19 protein-coding genes and 1 pseudogene are annotated in these 24,544 nt (G+C 28.3%); 8 read left to right on the top strand and 12 right to left on the bottom strand.

What is annotated here, in order from left to right:
- Positions 1 to 318: 318 nt before the first annotated feature.
- Genes ACH5TX_RS02680 through ACH5TX_RS02655 form a run of 6 tightly spaced genes read right to left on the bottom strand, consistent with a single transcriptional unit; the run spans position 319 to position 5,738 of the window.
- Positions 319 to 2,340, bottom strand: coding sequence for a hypothetical protein (locus ACH5TX_RS02680; protein WP_439338012.1), 2,022 nt, complete (start codon positions 2,338 to 2,340; stop codon positions 319 to 321).
- Between the two features lie 45 nt (positions 2,341 to 2,385).
- Entirely contained in the window at positions 2,386 to 2,946 is a 561-nt protein-coding gene (locus ACH5TX_RS02675) for a hypothetical protein (protein ID WP_439338011.1), read from the bottom strand.
- A 27-nt stretch (positions 2,947 to 2,973) separates the two neighbouring features.
- A complete protein-coding gene (locus ACH5TX_RS02670) occupies positions 2,974 to 3,672 on the bottom strand; it encodes a hypothetical protein (protein WP_439338010.1) in 699 nt (232 codons plus the stop codon).
- A 22-nt stretch (positions 3,673 to 3,694) separates the two neighbouring features.
- Positions 3,695 to 4,558, bottom strand: coding sequence for a hypothetical protein (locus ACH5TX_RS02665; protein ID WP_439338009.1), 864 nt, complete (start codon positions 4,556 to 4,558; stop codon positions 3,695 to 3,697).
- Positions 4,559 to 5,224 (bottom strand): hypothetical protein, encoded by a 666-nt coding sequence (locus tag ACH5TX_RS02660; RefSeq protein ID WP_439338008.1) that lies wholly within the window; start codon positions 5,222 to 5,224, stop codon positions 4,559 to 4,561.
- A gap of 4 nt (positions 5,225 to 5,228) precedes the next feature.
- Positions 5,229 to 5,738 carry a T9SS type A sorting domain-containing protein gene (locus ACH5TX_RS02655; RefSeq protein ID WP_439338007.1) on the bottom strand — a complete coding sequence of 170 codons (510 nt, stop codon included), beginning with the start codon at positions 5,736 to 5,738 and terminating at the stop codon, positions 5,229 to 5,231.
- Between the two features lie 430 nt (positions 5,739 to 6,168).
- Here ACH5TX_RS02655 and ACH5TX_RS02650 point away from each other — a divergent pair, with 430 nt between their 5' ends.
- Both ACH5TX_RS02650 and ACH5TX_RS02645 read left to right on the top strand, forming a co-directional pair.
- Positions 6,169 to 6,915 carry a hypothetical protein gene (locus tag ACH5TX_RS02650; RefSeq protein WP_439338006.1) on the top strand — a complete coding sequence of 249 codons (747 nt, stop codon included), beginning with the start codon at positions 6,169 to 6,171 and terminating at the stop codon, positions 6,913 to 6,915.
- Between the two features lie 6 nt (positions 6,916 to 6,921).
- Complete coding sequence (locus ACH5TX_RS02645; RefSeq protein WP_439338005.1) at positions 6,922 to 7,662, top strand: LuxR C-terminal-related transcriptional regulator; 741 nt, start codon at positions 6,922 to 6,924, stop codon at positions 7,660 to 7,662.
- Between the two features lie 211 nt (positions 7,663 to 7,873).
- On the opposite strand, the gene ACH5TX_RS02640 is transcribed toward ACH5TX_RS02645, so the two are convergent.
- The 5 genes and pseudogenes from ACH5TX_RS02640 to ACH5TX_RS02620 all read right to left on the bottom strand — a co-directional run bounded on the left by ACH5TX_RS02640 (position 7,874) and on the right by ACH5TX_RS02620 (position 13,438).
- Positions 7,874 to 8,386: a CAP domain-containing protein gene (locus ACH5TX_RS02640; protein ID WP_439338004.1), complete on the bottom strand. Its 513-nt coding sequence runs from the start codon at positions 8,384 to 8,386 to the stop codon at positions 7,874 to 7,876.
- 602 nt (positions 8,387 to 8,988) lie between these two features.
- Positions 8,989 to 9,207 (bottom strand): hypothetical protein, encoded by a 219-nt coding sequence (locus ACH5TX_RS02635; protein ID WP_439338003.1) that lies wholly within the window; start codon positions 9,205 to 9,207, stop codon positions 8,989 to 8,991.
- Between the two features lie 298 nt (positions 9,208 to 9,505).
- Positions 9,506 to 10,670, bottom strand: a pseudogene (locus ACH5TX_RS02630) (IS4 family transposase).
- Between the two features lie 191 nt (positions 10,671 to 10,861).
- On the bottom strand, positions 10,862 to 11,521 hold the full coding sequence (locus ACH5TX_RS02625; RefSeq protein ID WP_439338002.1) for a response regulator: 660 nt from the start codon (positions 11,519 to 11,521) through the stop codon (positions 10,862 to 10,864).
- Positions 11,522 to 11,524: 3 nt separating this feature from the next.
- Positions 11,525 to 13,438 carry an ATP-binding protein gene (locus ACH5TX_RS02620; RefSeq protein WP_439338001.1) on the bottom strand — a complete coding sequence of 638 codons (1,914 nt, stop codon included), beginning with the start codon at positions 13,436 to 13,438 and terminating at the stop codon, positions 11,525 to 11,527.
- A gap of 587 nt (positions 13,439 to 14,025) precedes the next feature.
- Here ACH5TX_RS02620 and ACH5TX_RS02615 point away from each other — a divergent pair.
- Entirely contained in the window at positions 14,026 to 14,412 is a 387-nt protein-coding gene (locus tag ACH5TX_RS02615; protein WP_439338000.1) for a hypothetical protein, read from the top strand.
- A 515-nt stretch (positions 14,413 to 14,927) separates the two neighbouring features.
- Here the strand turns inward: ACH5TX_RS02615 and ACH5TX_RS02610 are convergent.
- On the bottom strand, positions 14,928 to 15,956 hold the full coding sequence (locus tag ACH5TX_RS02610; protein WP_439337999.1) for a DUF6588 family protein: 1,029 nt from the start codon (positions 15,954 to 15,956) through the stop codon (positions 14,928 to 14,930).
- A gap of 1,487 nt (positions 15,957 to 17,443) precedes the next feature.
- Here ACH5TX_RS02610 and ACH5TX_RS02605 point away from each other — a divergent pair.
- The 5 genes from ACH5TX_RS02605 to ACH5TX_RS02585 all read left to right on the top strand — a co-directional run bounded on the left by ACH5TX_RS02605 (position 17,444) and on the right by ACH5TX_RS02585 (position 24,542).
- Positions 17,444 to 21,592 (top strand): T9SS type B sorting domain-containing protein, encoded by a 4,149-nt coding sequence (locus tag ACH5TX_RS02605; RefSeq protein WP_500691795.1) that lies wholly within the window; start codon positions 17,444 to 17,446, stop codon positions 21,590 to 21,592.
- Between the two features lie 748 nt (positions 21,593 to 22,340).
- Positions 22,341 to 22,697 carry a single-stranded DNA-binding protein gene (locus tag ACH5TX_RS02600; RefSeq protein WP_439337997.1) on the top strand — a complete coding sequence of 119 codons (357 nt, stop codon included), beginning with the start codon at positions 22,341 to 22,343 and terminating at the stop codon, positions 22,695 to 22,697.
- Positions 22,698 to 22,785: 88 nt separating this feature from the next.
- Positions 22,786 to 23,280 (top strand): JAB domain-containing protein, encoded by a 495-nt coding sequence (locus ACH5TX_RS02595; RefSeq protein WP_439337996.1) that lies wholly within the window; start codon positions 22,786 to 22,788, stop codon positions 23,278 to 23,280.
- 15 nt (positions 23,281 to 23,295) lie between these two features.
- Positions 23,296 to 23,493 (top strand): hypothetical protein, encoded by a 198-nt coding sequence (locus ACH5TX_RS02590; RefSeq protein ID WP_439338031.1) that lies wholly within the window; start codon positions 23,296 to 23,298, stop codon positions 23,491 to 23,493.
- A 485-nt stretch (positions 23,494 to 23,978) separates the two neighbouring features.
- Positions 23,979 to 24,542 carry a BfmA/BtgA family mobilization protein gene (locus ACH5TX_RS02585; protein WP_439337995.1) on the top strand — a complete coding sequence of 188 codons (564 nt, stop codon included), beginning with the start codon at positions 23,979 to 23,981 and terminating at the stop codon, positions 24,540 to 24,542.
- Positions 24,543 to 24,544: the final 2 nt, after the last annotated feature.

The raw sequence follows: 24,544 nt of genomic DNA, 5'->3' as shown, positions 1-24,544 counted from the left end.
CTAGATACATTTATATTCGTTTTAAAACGTAAAATTTGACCGAATAAAAATTTTAGTCAAAAATTACACAAGAGTAGTAAATAGTTTATTAAGAGTTATGGAAATAAAACGAAATGAATTTAAACACTGTTATGAGGTTTTTATTAGTTTAAAAGAATGTATTTTACTTTTGTTGCTAATAGTAAATATTAGTGTACTTGTATATTTTTTTGTTTAATTAATTGAGTTATTTAATATTTTCTTATAATAGTTTAATTACTATAAAATTTTTTTTGTCAATATTTAATAAAAAATATTATTAATAATTAAATAACACAATTAAAGTTTTTCTATAATAAGATTACATCCATTTGCAACAGTATCAAAGTCTTCATTTGGATTTGTACTTGATCTAACTGCTTGTATTGTAATTAATTCGCTACCTGTTAGTGACATTATTTTCGTGGCGGATCCTGTTGAAAAAATAGGACGATTATTTGTGTTTCGCGCATATGCAAAAGATCTAGATCCATTAGCTTCAGATCCATCAATTAATAGCCTAAACATGCCACCAGCTCTTCTGTTTGCTGTTGTTTCTGTTTGTATGCTAACTCTATATGTAATTCTGTATAAGCCTTCTTCTAGTACCTGAATACCATTTCCAGATTTTTGAATATTTCCAGAGACAATACTCATTGCATTTAAACCTACTGTAACCCACGTTGTATTAGAGTCTATTCCTGTTACTATGGTATTATATATTTCAGCTATAATAGGAGAATCATCTTTCCAACTAGCATTTCCATTAGCGTCGGAAATTAGTGTTTTTCCTTCACCTTCAGTACCATCTACTAATCTAAACCCGCCAGCAACATGTAGGCGTCTAGTTGGAGTGGAGGTGCCAAGACCTACTTTAGTACCATCATACTGTGTATCATCATTAGTGTTTCCTATTACAATAGCATTATCTTGATTAGTTGTAGCACCATGGCCTAAGGAGGTTGCATTTTCACCATTTGCAATACTATTATATCCAATAGCTGTGGATTGGTTACTTGATGCAACTGCACCATAACCAAACGCATTCGATTGAAACCCACTAGCATCAGCGTTATATCCATAAGCAGAGCATTGTTGTCCTGCGTTTGATTTTTCGCCAATAGCTAACCCTTGGTTATTGTTGGCATTCGATTCTAGTCCTATGTTAATCCCTCCTAGAGGATGGAATAAACCAAAATCTGAACTATTAACCTTGAATTTTAAAGGTTGATAATTAGTAGTGCCAATAAAATTGGTAGTTGCAATAGAATTTCCCGTTATACTCCAGCCACTACTTGTGCTACTAGAGCTTTCAGAGTTTATTTGTTGCCAATTTACACCATCGCTTTGTAGCCAAAGTATTGATTCACTTGTAATATTTGTACTTGTATTACCTTGTAAAGTAATATAACTCGTTATAACATTGGAATTTGTTGTAGGGTTTTTTATAATATAATTACGACCTGTACAGGTAGAAGCATTTGGTAAAATAATGTTATGATTTCCTCCTAAAATTACAGTATGGTGGTTTTCAGTTAAGTTAAGATTTGTAGTTGTTGTAAAAATGGTTGTTGCCAAAGAGCCTTGAACTTGTAGGGTAGAATTTGCCATAATGCCATTGGTTTTAATACCCACTCGAACATTATCGTTTAAGCCTGTACCTTGTAGGCGCATCATTTCAATTTGTGTTTGTGTGGTGTAATTGTATTTTTTAAATGTTATAGGCTCATCACCATCATCGCCTATAATAATTTCAAACAATCCATTGTTGTTCGTACCAGCAGATCCTATTTCAAAATAATCGGTACCTGCGGCACTCCCTTTTAATCTAAAATTACCTTCTGTGGTGGTAAAAAACATAGGTTTGTAAAAATCTGCGCCAGAAGCTGTAAATTGTAAAGCAGATGTGGTTCCATCACCATTTAGGTTTACTAAAGGTTGGTTATTGTCATTATAATCAGTAAAATTTTGTGTTAATCCTAAGGTTTGTCTTCTTCCAATTTGTAGCATAGGAAGATTATTAGACCTAATTTCAAATTTTATATCATTGCTAGTACCTAAAAAATTTAAATTACTTGCATTAGAGTTACCCGTTCGATCCCAGCTATATCCATTGTAACTTTCATTTCCTATTAACGATATAGTTCCATCACTTAAACCAATATATAGTTGATTGGTATCTGTGGTTAGATATAAATCTCCTTGTCCTGCATTGATTATGTCTCCAATGTTATTAGATAAAATTTGAATTTGAGAAAAAGCAAAAGAGTTATAAAGAAGTGTTAAAATTAATATTGGTAATAGTTTGTGATTTAGTTTCATTTTTGTTTAATAATAAAAAAGGTTTTAAATTCTCGTTACTAGAGGTTATTTAATTCTTTTTACAATTAAAGAAGACCCGTTTGCAACCATATTTAAAGAAGAGCTAGTACCTCCCTGGTTTGAAGCATAAACTTGTCCTTTTATTTTAATAGTAGTTTCTGTGTTTATTTGAATAATTTTACAAACGGTAACGGTGTTTTTATCAACTAAGTTATTTCTATTGTAGGTATAAGCTCTTGTTCCAGAGGCTTCTGTTCCATTTATTTCTAAAAAAAATTCCCCCCCATTTCTTTGGTTGTTAGTTGTTTCTGTACTAGTTCTATAAGTTATTTCATAGCGACCAGCTTTAAGAATACTAATAGAGTTTGAAGTTGTAGTGAAGTCTGAATTATCTATAATACCAGTTGTACCAAACTCAATATCAGAAAAAGTGCCTTCATTGATGGTTTGGCCTCCAGTGGCATCATATATTTCAGCAATATTTCCTATATCTAAATTAATATTTTTTATGGTACCTTTTTTGTCTATTAAATTAACGGTTTGTGCATAACTAGAAGCACAAACCGTTATAAGTAAAAGGATTAATATAGGTTTTAAGTGGTACACAGCTATTTGAATAACTTTTTTTAAGTGTTATTTAATATATTGAATCTCAATAACGTCATCGGTATACATTGGCAAATCGGTAGCGTCATAAGTTATAGTAACCAAATCTGCTGATGTTGTAAAGTCAGTGCCAAATCGTAGCTTCACTCCATTTCTATAGACAAATAATTTTGCGGCTGTGGTGCCTGCTGTTAGTACAGGTAACCCTGTTACAGCAATGGCTACGTTTGCTGTTGCATCTGTAGTTTGTGTATGTTCTGTTCTAATACCGCTTACTAAATCTGTTGCTAGCATTTTTTTTACGGCACCAGTAGTTTCATCTCGTACTAATAAGGTATAACCTGTTCCTGTGCCATGGTCAGATTCGGTACTAGCATCAGTTGAAGCTGTTTCTGTAGTAATTAATTCAATGCCATCTAAAGCAAAAACGTTTTCATTGGCATCAATATAAGTGTCATCTGTTAATGCACCTCCTAATTGCCAAGTGGTGGTGGTTTTGTTAGCTGTTGTATTAACTATTTGTGTAATACCGTTATTAGATTGAAAATACTTAATAGTACCTTTATTGTCAATAACTTTTATTGCTGTTGTTTCTTTAGAAACATCACTTGTTGATTGAGCATTAGCTGCACTAAAGCCTAGCATAATTATTGCAAAGAATGCAAATTTTAATGGTTTTGTAATTCGTGTTTTCATAATTTTAAATTTAGAAATGATTGTATTCATAATTGTTTTTTTTAGTTGATTATTAATAAAATTGTACGATTCGTATTTCATCATTTTGGTAGCAAATAACTCCAGTTTCTAACTTGATGGTTGTAGTACTTAAAATGGTAAAACCTATTTTAACACCATTTCTATAAACATTTATTTTTTCAGAGTTATCAATAGGTAATGGTGGCTTAAATTCTGTTTGGCCATCATTTGCAATAATTAATTTTTGTTTTTCTTGTAATAAAGAAGATGCTGTTATTTTTTTTAAAGTACCCGTTGTTTTGTCGATTATAACAAGGTCATCATTAGTTAAATTGCCATTTTGTAAGCCTGTTATAGCAAGTGTATTCGATTTAGATGTTGTTATTTTAGTGGCTTTAGTTAAGGCACCTCCTAGTTCTATAGTATTAGCGTTTTTATTAAGCCCGTTTATAACCGGAATGTTAGAGCTGGATTGCGGTAGATATAGTATTCTTTGAGAATCTAAAAGAACATAACCTTTATTATCTTTAAGGATATTAATTTCAACATTAAGAAATTTTGTTGAGCCATCCCAAATAATATCATTAAACGATGAAAAAATAGGGACTCCTTCACCAACAATAAGAGATATTAAACCATTCTCATCAGTTATGGTTGATTGTTCTTCTATATAGTACGAGGTATTTGAATCATTTGTAATTGTAAAACGAAAATTAACATGTTCTAAATATAATGGTGCTTCGTTTTGAGATATGTTATTTCCAGGTATTTTAATCTCTTCTGTATTGAGTATGAGAGCTTGATAGTTTATACCAGCTGTTTGGGCACTAATGGGCTTATAAACTAAAATAAATATTAAAGTGATTAGATTATAATAAAAACCTCTAGTGTTTTTTTTTATAGTATTACAAATCATCTATTTATCATTTTTAATTCGTTGTTCTATATCTAATATTATACCTATAACGAATGATGAAGTATATATTTGATAAGACTCATCTGTTTGATTTTTACTGCTTTTTTGAATACTTTTTTTACTGTTATAATTGATATAAAAAGATGTGTTTTTTGAAATTCGATACTCTATACCTCCACCAAGATGATAGTTGAAAAAAAAATTATGTAATTGTTTTCCTTTTGTTAAATCTTTAAACTCATTTTCATATCTATAAGAACCATAGGTTAGCCACTCTGAAGAATAATTTGAATGTACTTGAAGTGAAAACTTTGAAATTTTTAATAAAGAAATGTTAATTCCTGTTTTTAATGAAACAAAAGATAAATCATAAAAAATGGGAGTTTTTGTATCTTTAAATATAAAGCTGGTATTAATTCTGTATTTATTATAATTACTACCAATACTCCATCTTATTTTGTTTTTAAAAATATTAAATATAATACCAGTACCTAAAAGAATCTCTTGAGGTTTTGAAAACGTGTTATTTAAGGTATTCTCCCCTAATTCATTTTTGTAATTTTCAAAAGATGCGGTAGATAATCCTGTTTCTAAATATACCTGTTGAGCCTTAGTTTGGTAAGAAAGTATAAAACAAAATAATATAGAATAATAAAGATGCTTCAATATTTTATTTATTTACTTTAATTATTTTTTTAGTAGCTTTAATATTATCTCTTCTAATTTGTAATAGGTACATGGCTTCTTCTAAATTATTAAGGGGAATGATGATTTTTTTGTTTGGTGGATATTCATTAGAAAAAATCAACTTTCCTGTACTGTTAAAAAGGTCTATTTGTAGTGATTTAACTGGTTCTTTTTCAAAAGAAATATTTAAATAATTAATAACTGGATTTGGATAAATATTGAAACTTATAGTTTCTTTAATGCTTACAGTAGGATTATTGACGGTAATTAGTTTTATATGATTAAGAAAACCTTGTTGAGCTGAAATTTTGTTTGTTACTTTTAAACCAATAATGCCAGATTGTCCAATGCTTTGTTGGATAAAATATGCTTTAGTTTGATTTTTTAAAGATATTGATGAAGACCCTACACAAGTTAAAGTAGACTTTATTATAAAGTTAGATTTTTGAGCTAAAGCCAAATGTGCTATACATAAAAATAAAATCTTGAGCATACTTTGTTAAGTGTTAAACTTTAAAATAATCAAACAAAATTACTTTATATGATGTGTTTAGTTTTTTAAAAGTTGTAAGTGAGCTTATTTAGCACATAAGTGTCTTTTTTGTGTTATAATCGGTAGGGAAGTGAGGTTTAAATTATATAGCTGTGATTTAAGGAACGTATATTAGTAATGTTTGCCAGTTATAACTTTGGGGTGTTTTTAATAATTTAATTTTGCTTTTTTTGTTATGTAGCGCAATTAATATTTTTATAAAGTTAAGTTTTTTGTTAAGATTAGGTGATAAAGTTGGGCAATTTTCTGTTTTTATAGTTAATAAGTTATGAGCCTTTGTTTCATATAGAATAGCTGCGTTTTTTTTTAATTAATATACTTTGTTATGGTTAAAACGTTTATAGAGAAAAAAAATATAATACAGAGAGAATTGAACCTAACTTTTGATGAGTTAGCCTACTTAAAGCTTTTTATACATAATTTCAATGATAACAAAATTGCAATTTTTTTAGATATAGATAGAAAATGTGTTTATTATATTAAGTATAGCATATTTGAAAGATTTAATACTAGAGATTGGAACGAAATAATTTGTAAGGCTTTTGAAATGGGAATTGTAAAAAAAGAAGATTTTTTTCCTGATGTTATTAAACGTGTTTCTTTAGTATATACCGAAATTATTTTTAAAGAACAGGTTCTAAAAAAAACATTGAAAACTAAATTAATTGAAAAGTTTTTACTAGAGTTTTATAAGTGTTGTGAAAATGAATTAAATAAAGAGTCGTTAAAAGACTTGAATTCGGAACTTACAAGTGAAGAAGTTGATATTTTACGACACCAATTTATAGGTATATATAATGAAGAGAATATCATACTTTCAGATATGTTCTTTTTTAGAAATATCGAAAAAAATATTTTTTTTAAGCTAAATGTTAATAATTGGTTTAATGCTTTTAGGGTTGCTTTTCAACTTAATATTCTAGATAAGAAACAATATCATTTCATTAATATTAATAATGATATAACTAAAGTTGCTAAAAAAATAGTTTGTATCAATGAACTAAAAGGTAATTCAGATAAAAAGTACATGATTTATTATTTATTGAATACACTATATGTAAATATTGAGTTTCATTTTTTACTTAAAAGAGATAAGTATTTGTTAAAAACAAGTTGATAATGTATGAGGACTTTAGATAAAAAAACACTTTTGGTTAAACATGTAGGTAAAAGAGTTAAATTAACAGATAGAGAACTCTATTTTTTAAGATTAATAGCTCATAATTGTTCGATTCTTGAGATTTCTGATTTTTTAAATGTAAAAGAACAAACAACTTACAAGTATGATCTAAGATTACAACGGAAATTAAAATGTAAAACACTTACGAGTACCATAGTTAAATGTTTTAAATTAAATATTTTAAACAGGTATGATTTTGTTAATGATAAAGTTAAGAATATAGCCATTAATTATACAGAGTTAATTTTTAATAGAATGGATGAGTTAATGTATAATAATGATATCAATACTTTAGGGGATTTCATTTTTGAATTCTATAATAAAAGCGAAATGTTTTTACAGTTAAATAATAATGTTACATTTAATTTATTAGAAAAAAAACATTTAGAACTTAAGTTTAAAGGAATTTCATTTGATGATACATTAAAAGAAGATTTATTCAAAAAATTAGAAAGCAATGATTGGTTTAACTGTATTAGAAAAACTTTTGAATATGGTATATTAGATAGGAATAATTATCTCTCTATAAATATTAAAAATGAAGCTTTAAGCTGTGCTTTAGAAATGATTAAATATCAATATTTAGATAATTTTACCAAAAAAGAAAAAAAATTAGCTGTATATAATGAAATTATTAAATTTTATAACACTATAGAATATGATTGTTTATTAAAAATAGCATAAATTTCTAAACATAATAATAAAAAATAACAGAAGGCTATTGCAGTTTTTTAATAACCCAAGAAATATGGTGGTTTTAAGTGGGGATTTAGTAATGTATTAATCATTAAGTTGTATAAGGAATTGTATTATTAATGAATCTCAATTACTGTAAAGTTAGTAAAGACGAATTTATAAAAAGATAGAGAGCTGTTTATACATGTTCTATTAGCTTTTATTTGAAAAATAATGTAGTGTAATAGTAATTATTGTTTGGCGATTTTAAAACTCCAAATCCTATATTAGAATAATCACCTTCAATTACTATTCTGTGGGCTTCACTTTTTAACCAAGCATTAACAACTGATTCTGCTGAAGTATATCCGTAGGCAACATTTTCACTAACTCGTGTAGCTCCTATTTTCTTTAAAGCATCACTTCTTGAGAAAAAATAATCATGGCAGACTCTAACTTCTTCAATCATATACTTAGTATGCATTACAGCACAAGCTGTTGCATGTAATGTGTCTTTTGTAAGTATTTTTTTTTTTATTTTAATTCTGTGTTGATTTATGTAATATAATATGTCATTAGATACTTCCCAATTGTTCTCGTTAACAAGTGATAAATCTATGTTATTATATATTTTTAAGTCATTATTAGTGATTTTGTTAGCAGTGCAATATGCTAGTGATATCACAATAAATGACAGTAAAACTATTTTTATGATTAATTTATTAGAATTCATAAGTATAAATTAATTGCTAAATTGAAGGTATAAATTTGATTTTAAAAGTCCAAAGTAATAAGTGGAGTATCTATAGAGAATATCGTTATTCTGGTAATTTTGTTAAAAAAGAATAGTATTTTTAGGAGATTAAAAAGAGTTCAATCCTTGTTTTTATTTTATGTAACTTTTTAAGTTCCTATAGATTTTTATAGAGGAACGAATTACAGTTATTACTTTATGTTTAATAGATGTTATCTAAAAGTTAATTTAATTTACTATGAATAGATGATTCTTAAAATGTTAACAAAATAAAGTATATTATTAAATTTAGTATAAGAAGAATTAAAAACTAACATAGTTTATATCGTATTTTGCTAGTTTATCAATATTCGCTTTTTAATTAACTATTGTTTTTTGGTTGTCAAAATTTTTAAAATAATAAGTATGTTTTGGAAGAAAGAAATCGATTTGTGTATTAAGTAATTTTTAGTGTCTAATCATTAAATGAATTTGTTGCTAAAAACTGTTTTTTTTCAATATAAAGTATGATGTTTAGAATTGTATAAAGAGAAAAATATTTTTATTGATAAAATAGCAGTCTATTAAGCAAGTTGTATTAATCAATCAAAAGAGATGTTTTCTCTAAACCATTTTGATTGAATTAAGTTAATACCATACCATCCTGCTTCCCCCGAGAGTCTAAATACTATTAACTTATCTCCATCAGAAAAAAGATTTAATAAATAATCTTTAATTTCATAGGCATACTTATCAGATTTAACTAATATCAAATTTTTGTCAATACGTTTGTTGTAGCCAATTTTATTTATTTCCAGCATTAGAGTTTTAATTTTTTGCTCTTTTTTGTTTATATTAAAAATTATTAGGTGTGTTCTCATTTCGCTATTTAGTTTTTAGGAATCTGGGTTTTAAGTTTTATTTGACATAACAAAAATATATTTTATAAAGCATTTTTTTTATGGTTATCCATAAAATATAATTTATTAATGTTAATAAAATGTTAATTTAAAAATGAAAACATAACATTAATATTGTGAAACAATCCTGTCCTAAATAAATTTCAGGCACACTAAATCTAACCATTTTACAGGTTTAACCTCTTGTTTTATTGTTTTTTCAAAAAAGAACCCCTTGTATGCATTTATTAGGAGGCGGTTGCTCTTTCGTAAAAGGGTTGTCTAGCCATTTATAAGACTAAATCTACTTTCACAAATAGATTTAGTCTTATAAATGCGACTAAGTTTGATAAATACCAAGCATATTTTGCTTGTGTTTTTAGTGCTTTCAAAATCAGTATGGTTATTAACGCAGTCCAAATCTGTATCATTACTGCGTTTTGACTAGTTCCTAAAAAAGACTTGATATGTAGTTGTTGTTTTATGTCTCTAAAAAATATTTCAACTTCCCATCTAGCCTTATATAGTTCTGTTATCGTGTTTGCTGTCCAAGATGTTTGGTTTGTAATGACTTCAATGGTTTGTTGGTTTTTTTCATCCCACAGCGCTACTCTGCGTAGTTTTCTTGAGTATTTCTCTTTTGTTTTAGTGCCTGTAAGCTCAATAATTTCATCTTTTAAGACGTGTTGGTAATAGTTCTAGTTCTTTTATCGTTCTAAATTTTATATTGTCCTTGTGCCTAACCACAAAATAAACCTCATTGCTGTCCCAAATATTTAAGAGTGAAAAATCATTGTAAAATCTATCAGCAACAATCACGCTCCCTTTTAGTAGCGGTATGTCGTAAGCTCCTTTGTTATCAGCAGTTTTACATCTGTTATATTTACATAGGTGGGTAAATGTCCATCATAATCAAGCAGCGTATGCATTTTTACTGCGCCTTTCTTTGTCTTATATTTTGCCCAATCAAAAAGGCTTAAACAAAGACTTATGGTTGTAGCGTCTAACAAGAATATTTTTGACTTTATCTTGAAGTTTGTGCGTTTAAAATGAGCTTGCTGTCCTAGACCTTCAAGTAGTGTGTAATAGTAATCCCTAAAAAGTTCCCAACTCCTGTTTTTGTTCTGATAGCTCAAAGTAGATTTTGAAGGTGCTTTAAGCATCCCTAAATGATTAAGATTGCCAGTTGTAGAACGTAATCCATTACTTATATCTCGTAAAGATTGGCTATTAGCAAATTGACAAAATAGCATTGAGACTAAGTGAGACCAACTATCAAATCCTTTTTGATGTTTATCACTTTGATGTGTCTTGACTAATTTCTTAAATTTTGAGCGGTCTAATTTTGAGATTATTTGAGAAAACAATGTTATATTTAGCATCAGAGAAAGGTGGTTTTTGTGTTGCACCACAAAGGTAACTTTGAGGAACAAATTTCCCTTTCTCTTTTTTAAACGTTTAGGACGCTATTGATTGTGAAATATATAACTGATATTTTATTATAATAGAATAAAGTAATAAGATTAATTTTTATTAGAAGTTGTGTAAAATATATGTAGTATTTAATCTGTATTTATTAAATTAGAGATAGGTCCTTTGCAATGGTGACTATGTGAATCGTGTTATTAGCTTTAAATATATCTTTGAGTATAGACAGGCGTTTTTCTATCGCGCTTCGGCTATTGGGTCTTATTTTTTGTGCTTTAAATTGTTTACTTATTTCTCCTTGAGATAAACCAATTGAGAGTTGTTTTATCAATTTAATATCATAATCATCTATCTCAAAATTTGTAGATGGATTTATTGCATTTTCAACTTCGGAAGAAAGAAAAAGTTTTTTTGAATAAACGCATTTTAAAGCTTTTTCTAATTCATAAGACCCTTTTCTACCTTTGCAAACAAAAGCATTAACTTTATGGATATTAATTAAGTCTCTAACTTTTTGTAATCTGTTTTCCATTGAATACACAATGATTTTTAAATTGGGATATTGTATTCTTATAGAGGCTATTAAATTCTCACCTGATAAAATATTATTATAGTCTGTTTTAAATGATAAATCAGCAATTAGTAAATCAAAGGGAACTTTATCTAAAAACGCTTTTTTTATTTTTAGTATTGCTTCTTCACAATATTGAGCTGTGCATACATTCAAAACGGCATTTTTTTTTAGAACAACACGAATACCTTCATAAACGACATCATGGTCATCAACAATTAAAACTTTTTTAAACATGATTTATATGGTTATTATTGTTTTAAATCCTTTATTAATATCTGATTCAAAAATAATAGTTCCATTAATAGATTTAATACGGTTTTCCATATTTACTAGCCCCGATTTTTTTTTGATTTTACAATTACAACCTATACCGTCATCTTTATAAGTAATGATAATTTTGTTTTTATGCATACTCATAGTTATAGCAACATTAGATGCTTGACTATGTTTTTTCATGTTTACCATAAGCTCTTGAAGTATTCTGTAAAGAGTGATTTTTTTGAGTGCTCCTATCATCTTCCAATTAATATTAGAAATACCTTTTGTAATAATATTAGTAAATCCTCTATTATAGCTTAAAATTAAATCTTTAAGTAAGATGTCATAATTTTTTTTAACATCTAATTCGCTATTTTCTATTGATATATCTCTAGTTTTTTTGTACAATTTTTCTAAACTATATAATATATCTTCTTTGATATTGAAATTTCCTTCTATTTTGGATATGAGTTGGTATATGTCATTAGCGACTTCGTCGTGTATTCTTTTAGATATGCGTGATTCCGTGTGATAAATTTCCTTAATTTTCTCTTTTTTGTATTTTATTTTAAAAAAAAAGTAAAAAAATAAAGAAATAAATGCAATTAAAAGACCTATTAATTGATAAACTATTTTTAGAGATTTTTCTTTTACCAATTTTAATTCACTTTGAGTATATTTTAAATTATTTTCTTGAGCTTCTTTCTCTTTCTTATAATAATTATACTTTATAAATGAATAATTATATTCATTTTGATTTTTTATCATGTTATTGCTATCTATAACATTTTTGTATTCTCTTATTTTATCTTGATTATTAAATTCAATCATAAAAGAAAGTGCTTTCTGTCTATCTAATTTATTTTTTGTTTTTATAGATATGGCATATGCTAATTTTGAATAGGCATTAGCCTTGACCATATTATTTCTATCATAAAAGTATTCAGTTAACGTTATATAACTAGAATAAAGCCCAAAAAGGTCATTCGCTTCTTTTCTAATCTCTAAAGCCATTTCTAATTCTTTTAATGCTTCTGGGATATGTAATTTCGATTTTATTAAAGCTAAATTATTTAAAGCTTTTGCAAGTTCTTTTTTGTTATTAAGTTCTAAAGCAATAGCATATACTTTTTTAAATTCTTTTAATGCTAAAGTGTATTTTTGTTGTGCTTTATATAAATTGCCAATATTGTTGTAAACCTTATTTAAATAAGATTTTTCACTTGTTATTGTTAGGATTTTGTTATAAAAACTTAAAGCATAATTGTATTGCTTCATTTCTTTATATATAATACCCAATTGGTTATAAATACCAATTTTTGCTTTAGATGTTACTTTGTTGTTCGATAATTGATCTAAAAAAGTTAGGGCTTCTATAGCTGTTGATTCACTTTCTTTTATTAATCCAAGATTATATTGAATGCTAGATATAAATCTTAAATCTCTAATAACTTCTAATGAATCTTTGCATATAAAACTTAATGCTTTGTGTTGATTATAATATTTGAATGCATTTAAGAGACTGTCACTAATTCTATTGTAATCAGCTAGTTTTTTGTAAGCGATTAGTATGTATGAAGTATCATTGTATACTTTACTTTTTTTTAAAAATAATTTTGCTGTAGATATGGCAAGATTATAATCGCCTTTTTTTGAATATAAATAACTTTTTATGTTTAGACCCTTTAATAAAAAATCAGAATTGTTCTTTTTTCGTGATAAATCAATTAATTTATTAAGGCAATTTAATTTGTATGAAATTTTGTTGTTTTTGGATTTACTTAATTCGTAATAATAGGCTAAGCTATCAGTTTCTTCTTGAGCTGATGCCCTAGAATTGAAGACTAAAATATAGATTAAAAAAAAGAGGAATGAAGTCTTATAAGTTTTCATTCCTCTAAAATAGTAACTAAATTTTGCTAGGCTTAATTTACGTTGAAAATTCTATTAAAATTTTATTAACTGGTTTCTTCTTCAGGCAAAATTTCTGAATCATCACCATGAACTCTCATTTTTTTCATTATTGTTGAGTTTTCTGAATTATCACTTTGCGGTGTACATGAATATAAACCGATATTAAGTGTTATTGTAAAAAGAAGTAGATATATTTTTTTCATTTTATTTATTAAAAATTAGACAATAGCATTGCTGTTCGATTATTACAATCGGTTTTTATAGCTAAGCAATACATGATAATTTCGTAGAGACGTCTCTCTAGTTGGGAAGTGTAACGAGATTTGTATAGAGAAGTATAATTACTTCCCAAAGATTATGCTTTTCTATACAAAGTTTTTTTTCAAATTATTAGGCAATACACTTACTATAAGTATGCTTTTTATTAATTCTGATACAAATGAAATAAGATTAATGCGATTAACTAGGAAGTCTTTAGGAAAAATTGCGGAAATATTTAGGAAAGCAGTTTTTCATGATAATTTATTTATAGTAAAATGTTTTTAACAATTATAACTTCTATTTTGATGCATAAAGAATTAATACTAGAAGCCTTTAAAAAGGCAAATGTAAATAGAGCTCGTTTAGGTGAAAAAAATCCTTCATTAATAAGTAAAGCTAAACTTTTGTCAGATGCTGTTCATTTAGAGGCAGGATTCGTGTTAGGCGAACGTAGTTTTCGAAATTATTATAACAAAGCAAAAGAGATCTATTCTACAGATGAAGATATTAATATCAAACAGTTTAAGGTTATTCTTGGATTGTGTAAGTATTTACAATATGAAAATTATGAAGATTTTATATCTAAAATAAATTTTGAGAAAAGTAAACATAGGGGTGAAAATAAAGATAGAATAAAAAGTTTTTTTCTATCTTTATTTTCATTAAAAAAAAGAAGAAGGCATTATATTTAATCTATTGTTTATCAAATTTTTTAATGAGACGATACAGTTTCACTATGATTTTTACTTGTAACTATTAATTCAATAAATGATATGTTGTTATACTAAAAAAGGAGAGCAATACGTTTACCTTTTTAGTTTTTTTTGAATCGAACGACTCAAATTTAAAAAAAAATATCTTTAAAAATGCAGAATATATTAACGTGATTTAAAAAGTTATAATTGACACATTACGTTTTGTTCTGTTTTTTATTAGTGCTATGTGTGAATTTAAAATTCAGTTGTTAGTGCTGATAGTCTTAAATTATAAATAAGAAAGTTTTTGAATTTTAATATAGAAAAAAGCTATTTATTTTGTAGTATAAGATGGTTTTACAATAGCTGTTCTTTATTTAACAATTATAAATAGGCAATTGTTGTCTTTTTTTATTTTAAAATATAATAATTTGATATTAAGCTATATACTGTTCAAGTAAGCAAATGAATCTTATTCAATTACAATTAAAATGGATAAAGGATATTTTGTTTTATCTAAAACTAAATGCAATTCCTGTTGAAATAGTAGAATATTCTTGAATAGTGTAATTCCCAAAAATATTAAAAAAGCCTAGACTTAATCTAGCCCCAATAGTCGCTTTAAATCCACTTGTACTAAAATCTAAATTTATAGGGTCTGTAATTGTTGTTGTTACTTTATTATTAGGAGAAGGTAAACTAGTATTGTATTCTAAATTGTATGTTCCTAACATGTTTAATGTTGCTTGACCACCTGTATAACCAAAACCACCATAAACATTTATGATTGGAAAATTTAAAGATGCTATGGCTTGTGCAGTAAAAGCATCTAATTGAAATGCTGCGCGTTGATTTTGTCCAGGAATGTTTACCCCATTCATTTTATAATTAACCTCCATAGAGGTATATGCTGCTAATAACGAAACATGCAAAGGTAATTTATCTAATGAACCAAGTAAACTGGTTAGTTCTTTTTTTAGACCTAAGCCTAATAAGTTTCCTTTTACATCGTCATTTTCAACTTCAGGAACGAAACGTAACATGACATCAAGTTTGTAAGGTAATCCTAAATTTAATTGCACTGCTGGTGTTGGTATAGCACTTAATGGTAAATCTTTACTTATACCAGAAGGCATTTTGAAAGATGTTGTTACATCTTGTTTCCCAAATGGTGTCTCTATAGTTGTATTTACAAACATAGTCGCTCCATTACGAGATGCAATTACAGTTGGACTTGTAGTTTCGCTAGAAGAAATATTTGTTAAGCCTAAACGGGCAAAATTTATAATCTCATCTTTTTGAGGAACTATGGATGCATTTAAACCCATTGACAAATCAAATCCTAGTTTTTTATGCACCTTTGCTGTATGATACCATCCACTATTCATGCCATATATTAAGCCTTTAATAGCAGGGTTTATGTAGCTTTCTGTAAGTTTATTTGCGTCACTTTTTGCTGCTAGTAAAATACTTTCTAATTCTTGTGCTTGAATAAAATGTGTTATTATAGTACATAGAATAAGTAGCATTCCTTTTTTCATATTGAATAATTGATTTAAATAGTTTAACTAATAGAATCTCTGTGAATTATGCTTATGTTGATCTTGTTTTTTTAGGCTTTTCTATAGTATTTACGCTAAAAAATAAAAGCGCAAAATTTATAACTAAAAGTATAATAATTAAAAATGTTAATGTTTTCATTCTTTTTAAGAATCTTTCTAGCTCGATTAATTCATGTTTTTAATAATAGTTTATCTAAATTCACATATAATACGAAAGAAGGGTATATCATTATTGTTGATTATTATTATTATTATTATTTCTTGATTTAAAAATAGTATCAGTCATGAATAGTTTTTTTAATAACAATATGTAAATGTAAAATTGATTTTTCATAATATTATAATCAAAAAAATATTAGATAAGCTATTGAGTATTTCTGATATCTATTGAGTTTAAGATTTGTTTAAAAAAGGAAGCAGATAGTATCCCCTTCCTTTTTTTGTAAATTGCTATTTAACCAACTTCTTAAAATTATATTTAAAGCCTCTCACATTTTTAAACATTAAAGTTGATGTTTCAAATTTATTATAATTTTTAGTAATGGTCATATGTATAAGTAGTAAGTGGGATTCATTAGCTATAAATGGTGTTTTGTATTTTACTAAATTGTATAACATGTTATTTGTCATTAGTATCAGTTATTACTTTTAGATTTTAAAAAAAAAGAGAAGTTGTTTTTTGTCAGCTGTTTAATTAATTTTTTTATTTGGAATTAGTCATTTTATTTAAATACACATTAAACTTTGTTTTCAAATAATAGTTGGGCTTTTGTTCAACTATTATTTTTTTTACCTTATAGTTGTTTTTATATGTATTGGTATTACCATATTTCTTGCTAGTGTTATTAATATGACCACTAATATAAAACAGGTTTTTTTAGACTTCTTTTTTTAGAGACTTAATAAGGGAGGTTTAAAAATGATTATTATTTCACTTATGAGTTTTGTTCGTTTATTTGCTGAGTATTTAATATTGTGAATCAAATGATATACTTCTGAATTTTTACAAATTATTATTATGTATAATGTTTGCTTAATGAAGGAGAGAACATGTTGCTATTACTGAGGGTATGGCTTATAAAATACCTAGAATATTTGACATATAGGTTTATACTGAATTTCTGTATATGATACTAACTATAAATGAAACAAGTATCAAAATTCATAATAGTAATAATTTATGAATAGCTTTCAGATTATTAATTTCATTTATTAGAAATCTTTTGCCGTAGATTTAGTATACATATATAGATAGATTGACTTGCAATAAATAAGGTGGACATTATGTTGCTAGATTTAAGCTGCTACATTTTTTTTTTTTACATTTCTAATCTAAGTTAATTTAAGTAACTCTAAATCTCTCAACATAATGCCCAGTCTAATATAGTGAGTCCATTTTATAATATACCCGTTTGTAATACATATGTTGCAGTTATTTCTTTGTGTTTTTTTTAATAACTCAATATATGTTTTTTTATTTAAACAACTTTATAATTGATTTGAAATTCACTAGTTTTTTATTCGTTTTTTTATTTTTTTTTATCGCTCACACTCAGGTCTTACAAGTAGATAATTTTGATAGTAACACTCCAAAAGATTTGGTAAATATACTCTTAGCCAGTTCATGTACTGATGCATCCAATATTACTGTGTCTTCAAATAGGTCTGTTGCGAAATTTAATGCAGTTGGTACTTTGTTTCCATTTAAAGATGGACTTGTTCTTAGAAGTGGAGAGGTTGAATATACAGAAGGGAAATATACAGGTATAAATCTAGATAGTCAAATAAACACAAATAGTGATGCTTACTTAAAAGATATTTATCAAGAACTTTCAGGGGCTTTGTCTACTATAACGGATGTGGCTTTTTTGGAATTTGATTTTGTGCCTATTTTTAATAATCTTGAGTTAGACTTTATTTTTGCATCTAATGAGTATGGAGAGTGGCAATGTGGTTTTGGAGATGTTTTTGCTTTTTTATTGACGGATTTAACAACCAATATAACAACTAATCTAGCTGTGTTGGATGATACAGAGACACCTGTTTCAGTTTCTACGGTAAGAGATGTTAGGTATAATGCATCATGTGAGTCTCAAAATTCAGAACTGTTTAGTACCTATAATGTTATTAATCATGATGTCTCATTTATGAATATGCGAGGATACACAAAAGCTATAAAGGCATTTTCAGATGTAATTCCTAATAGGTCTTATCGAATTCGTTTGGTTATAGCAGATGTTAACGATTCAAGGTATGATTCTGCAGTTTTTATTAATTCGGGCTCGTTTGATATAGCATTTGATTTAGGTGAGGATAAAGAGCTTTGCGATGGAGATTATATTGAAATAAATACGGATTTTGATGCTGATATTTATGTACACGATTGGTATTTCAATGGGATTATTATTCCTCATGAAAATAAGAGTGTACTTACTATTTATGAACCAGGAACCTATAGTGTTCGTTTAACAAAAAAGGGAACTTCATGTATTATAACTGATGATATTGTGATTTCAGAACTTCAAGTGATACCTCCAAAAGACTTAAGGGTTTGTAATTCAGGAGAAAAAAATTATAGGTTTAATTTGGAGCAAAATAATGCCAAAGCGTTAGGTCTTGATGAAGACAAATATGAAGTATATTATTACATGGAATTAACGCCTGTAGATGTTTCTATAGATACCGCTATAAAACAAGATAAAAGTATATCTTATTCTAGTATTGGAAATGAAAGCATATATGTGAAAATATGGAATAAAAAAACGAATAGGTTTTGTGAAGCAATTTATGTTTTTGACTTAATAATAGCAAAAGATTTTACAATTAGTATTCCTGATGATATTTTGGTATGCGATGATGGATTAAGTCATTTCGTAAACTTTACAGATAGAAATGATCAAATATTAGGAACACTATCTGAAAGTAACTACGATATATATTATTATGCATCCGCAGATGATGAATTGAATAATACTCCTATTATAGATCCTACGAATTATCTTTTTTCTAATGATTTAGGAACTCAGAATATTTGGGTAAGGGTTGTTAATAAGCAATTTCCAGAATGTTATGTTGTAACATCTTTTGCTATTAATATTGTAGGGCTACCACAAGTAGATGTTCTTGAAGATGTTATAGCTTGTAGTATGTATCAATTACCTGCGTTGTCCCATGGAATGTATTATGATGCTCCGAATGGTTTTAAAGGAACTGGAGTAATGTTACCAGAAGGCTATATTGTAGAGACTTCTGGAGTTTATTATATTTATGAAGAGCCTAATGTTCAAGGTTGTTCAAATGAATCTAATTTTAAAGTTACTATTATTGATGAGTATGACATGCCTTTAGATTTCTGTGAAAGTTTAACGATTCCTCCAGTTATTGAAGGTGCTTTTTATACCGCATTAGACGGTTATGATGGAGATGCAGAAATAATACCAAGTGGTACTGTTATAAATACAAGTCAAACAATTTTTTTTTATGCAGAACATGATGGTGTTTTTTGTACAGAAAAACAGTTTGATATTACTATCCATGACCGTCCAATGGTTGATGATATTGAAGATGTGGTACTCTGTACTGGAGATACCTATGTGCTAAGATCTTTAACAGAGGCTTATAACAGTTATTTTATTAATGGATACGAAACCATGGCAGGAGAAGTCATTTCAGAAACAACTGAAGTCACTATATTTGCTGATGATGGGTTTTGTACAAATCAAACTTCATTTATGGTAACATTTGTGCCTGCTGTGAACAATATAGAAAATTGTGGTTCTTATAAATTGCCTAATTTATCAGTAGCTAATTATTATACACAACCATTCGGGCAAGGTACTATTATTCCTGATGGCTCTTTAATAAATGAATCTCAAACGTTATATGTATATTCAGAATATGCTAGCTGTACAGACAATTTGTCTTTTGATGTAACAATTAAGTCTATTCCAAGAGTGGATACCATACCGGATGTTAGACTTTGTGAAGCTGAAGTATATATTTTACCAACTTTAAATTATGGTAATTATTTTACGGGTACATCAGGTACTGGCAATGCATTGTTTCCCGGAGATGTTATAACTGAAACACAAACTATTTATATTTATGCTTTATTAGATGATTGTTCAAACCAAACGGATTTTCAAGTTGAAATAAGAGAGAAACCTCAAGTGGATAGTTTTAATGATATATATACATGTGGTTCTTATGCGTTACCAAGTTTATCCCATGGCTTATATTATACAAAATCAGGAGGTCAAGGAGAGCAATTATTTGCAGGAAAAATTATTTCTGAAACTCAAACAATATATATATATAATAGTTATGAAGATATTAAAGGGTGTGATAATGAGAAGTTTTTCACAGTTTATTGTATGGGAGTTAGTCTTGGTGATGATGATTTTAACGATGTTTATGTTTGCGATTCTTATATACTCCCAAAGTTGTCTATTGGAGCGTATTATTCAAGGCCAAATGGAGAAGGAGAACGTATTCCAGAATTGTCAGTTATTACGGAAACACAAACTGTTTATGTTTTTATAGAAAAAACTGATGGACGTAATAGTTGTAGTGATGAGGAGGATATTTTAATAACTATTGCAAAAACACCTGTTTTACCTGTTTATGAAGATATTGTTGTGTGTGGTCATTATATTTTGCCTACTTTAAATTTTGACACAACATTTTTGGATTCTGATATGTATGATTTAAGTTATTATCGTAAATCAGGAGGAGATGATAAAATAAGCATATCTGAATATAGTATAGACACCCCAGGATCTTATAATATTTATGTAAGAGCAACGGCTAAAAATAATAGTGATTGTTATGATGAAGTATCCTTTTTAGTTCAAATTTATCCTTTATTAGATTTAAATATAGAAAACCAGTTTCTTTGCCTAGACCCTGATTCTGGTATTGCTGAGGAGCCTGTAACCTTATCTACTAATTTAAATTCAGAAGCTTATGATGTGTTTTGGTATTTGAATGATGAATTAGTTGGAGAAGGTGTTAGTTATAATACAAAAACACCTGGTGTCTACTTTGTAGAAACTATAAAAAAAATTCCAGATGTCGTGCCAAACTGCAGCTATAAAGCGTCTAGGGTTCAAGTATATTCAATAAAAACGATTGCTAAAGCTAATGTTACAGATGATTTTGCAAATAATGCTATCATTACAATAGAAATAACAGAGCAAGATTTTGGCGATTATCAATTTCAGCTAAATGATAGATTGTATCAAGATAGTAACATCTTTGATAATGTATCGTCTGGTGAACATACCATTAAAATAAAGAGTCTACAAGGCAACTGTACGCCGTTACTCTTGCATGTTATGGTGTTAAAATACCCTAAATTTTTTACTCCTAATCAAGATGGGTTTAATGATACATGGAATATTAAGGATTTATATGAAGAAAAGTATCAAGCAGTTATATCAATTTATGATAGGTATAATAAATTAATAAAACAAATACAACCTTCAGGTTCAGGTTGGGATGGAACATTTAACGGGCGTAATTTACCGTCAAATGATTTTTGGTTTGTTGTAAATTATTTAAATGATGCAGGTGTATCTAAACAGTATCGTTCGAATTTCTCATTAATAAGATGAATTATTAGTTGAAAAGATATAGGGCTATTATTAAGTGTATTAGTGATTAATATAGTTGCTATATGATGACGCTTTTGAACCTTCTCATGAGTAAAATTGATTAACTAAGAATACTATTAAAACTGCTACTAGTATATTCAGCACATTCCTCTGTATTTCGCAAAAAGCTTCATTCCGAGAAAAAAGCTTCCTAAAAAAGTCTTAGACATAATTCACACTTTTGATTTTTTATTCCGTTAAGCCTTTCTGCTTTGCTGGAAATAAAACGTATTGGGAACTCAATAGAAGGACTATATTCCAAGTAAAAAGCGTGAATCAAGTCCGCTACATAGGATAAAAATGTATTTGTCATGGTGTTCTACTTCCTATGATTTTGTATTTCACAAAGACTTTAGACTCACATCCTGAGCCATCACCACTATACCTTTTTTTGACAGCAAAATAACAACATTCAGCTTTGAACGACAGCATAACCAGGCTCACTTCGACTGCGCTCGCACTTTTTATATGTCTTAACAAAGCTGAATATTGAAACGCACTAAGCAACAAAAAGAAGGTAACAGTGACGGCTCTATGGGAAGTAAATCTAAAAAGAATCTTATGAAATCATACAAAATCAATAAAAAGGAAGCGGAACACAAGATAAAAAAACAAAAAAAGGAAAACGCTCTGGATATCATAAGTAAATCAATAATAAAGCTTGTCTGAATCGTTCAGATAGGTTCATTAATCTTTAAATTTTTTAATTATGAGTACGCTAAAAAACAATGTGCAGTTAATTGGCAACGTTGGAAACGAGACTGAAATTACGAACCTAGACAGCGGAAAGAAAGTCGCTAAATTTTCATTGGCTACCAATGAATTTTATAAGGATTCTAAAGGAGAAAAAGTGACAAACACACAATGGCACAGTATTGTGGCATGGGGAAAGGTTGCTGTAATCGTAGAAAAGTATGTAAGTAAAGGAAAAGAAGTGGTCTTAAAAGGCAAATTGACTTCTCGTTCGTTTGAAACCAAAGCCGGAGAGAAAAGATTTATTACCGAAGTGGTCATTGATGAAATCCTGCTTTTGGGTATTAAAGGGAATGCGAATGTCACTAAATAGCAAAAAAAAAGTGGGTGTTACTTTAGATGGGTACACCTGCTTTTTTTCTCGATTGCTATTGGGGTTAATCTAATAATACAGAGAAACAATGAAAACAAAAAGGCACGAATTACAAAATACATATTCAGAAATGTGTAAAGGCACCGTTAACGAAATACAGATTAGTTACCGAGAAAAAATAAGCATGTCTAAAGCCATGATTGTTAAAAATTCGGAGGATGCCGCAACCTTGATTTTTAATCAATGGAATCAAGATACAATTGGATTGCAAGAATCCTTTAAGGTGTTGTTATTGAATAATTCTAATAAAATTAAAGGGGTTTACCAATTGTCTACGGGAGGTATCACAGGGACCTTAATCGATATGCGGATTTTGTTTGCCGTTATTATCAAAACCTTATCTGTGGGCGTTATTTTAGTTCATAATCATCCCAGTGGGAAACTGTTACCTAGTGAAGCGGATAAGCAATTAACAGACAAGATTAAAAAAGCTTCGAAATTGTTTGATGTGAATGTTTTAGACCATTTAATTATTATACCCGATGGTAATTATTACAGTTTTGCTGATAACGGCTTATTATAATTTAATGCCATGATTATGATCTATTTGAATTATACCAACCTCGATGCTGAAACCCAAGACCGTTTGCTTCAAAATTCAAAACAGGATGTGGAGCAACACTATGGAAATGATTTAAAAGCCTATGCTATAGAAAATCATTTGGATTATGATACGATTCTATATGAAGAGGCAGTGAAAAATTTATATAACTACCAATATGTTTTTAATATATAGGAGTATCATGAAACATCATGTAATAGATAAAAGGCTTTTGAAAAATTCAAGAGTCTTTTTTTTGTTATACAAAGTTCCTTAGCCGTCAATATTTTTCTAGCTTATTAGTAAAACGGACGTTTTGTTTTTAAGTTTTTATTACAATCATAAGTAATAGTTAGAAAACGTGGTATTTGATGGGGATTTGTGTTTTTGTTTTAAAAGGAAATCTCATAACTTTAAAAGAAGTAGGACGCTTAAAAAAAAGCAACTAAATGATAATCTGGTTGTTTGGAATTTTGGTACGCCTTGCCTACCGAAATGGAGAAGCAAGAGGGTAGCGTGCTCACGCAACGCTACATGTCTCATGTACTCCGTAAAGTTAATGTTTAAAGGTGTTTTATGGGGTTGGTAAAAAAAAGAAATAGGATGATTTGACGCAAAACCCTCGAAACCCCAATAAAACGGTCGTTTTTTGCGTCAAAAAGCGCCAAGTAATAAAAATTATGGATACGTTTTCTACTGTACGATTTAAAATTAAGGTTGCCAATAGGTTCAGAAAGTTCTCTATACAACTTGCCCGCACCCATACCGAAGCTTTGGAATCCATGCTAGATTTTTTTGAGGTTCATGAGTTATCTCCGATGGACTCAATTGATGGAAGTCTCAGCGCTATAGAAATTAGAATCAAAAAAAGGATTGGTAATGCCATTGCCATCATTAGAGACATTGAAAAAAGCCAAACCCTACCAACAGTTGCTATGTTACAATCCCTGTTTGAACAACAATTTGAGGAGGAACATGATAATGAATTTTTGGACGACGATTTTGAATTTATAGAGACCAAGTTTGAGGATGTAGAAAGGGGAGAAGCTTGGGAAGAAGAAACTACCATTCCCAAAATACGATATGACCGGCTGGAGGAAAAAATGGAAGGGCTTAAAGCCGATTTTAGTCATGTGCTGAGTAAAGTCAAAGAAGTCAAGCACAGTTTTGGGAAGGATTATTTAAAACTGGAGCTCACACTGGAAGAAATAGAAAAGTATAAACGTAGTATCAAAAATGCATAAGG

This window comes from Thalassobellus citreus (assembly GCF_044385915.1).
Taxonomy (GTDB): domain Bacteria; phylum Bacteroidota; class Bacteroidia; order Flavobacteriales; family Flavobacteriaceae; genus Thalassobellus; species Thalassobellus citreus.
Note: the sequence above shows the minus strand (reverse complement) of the source record. Positions and strands in the feature narration are given on the sequence as shown.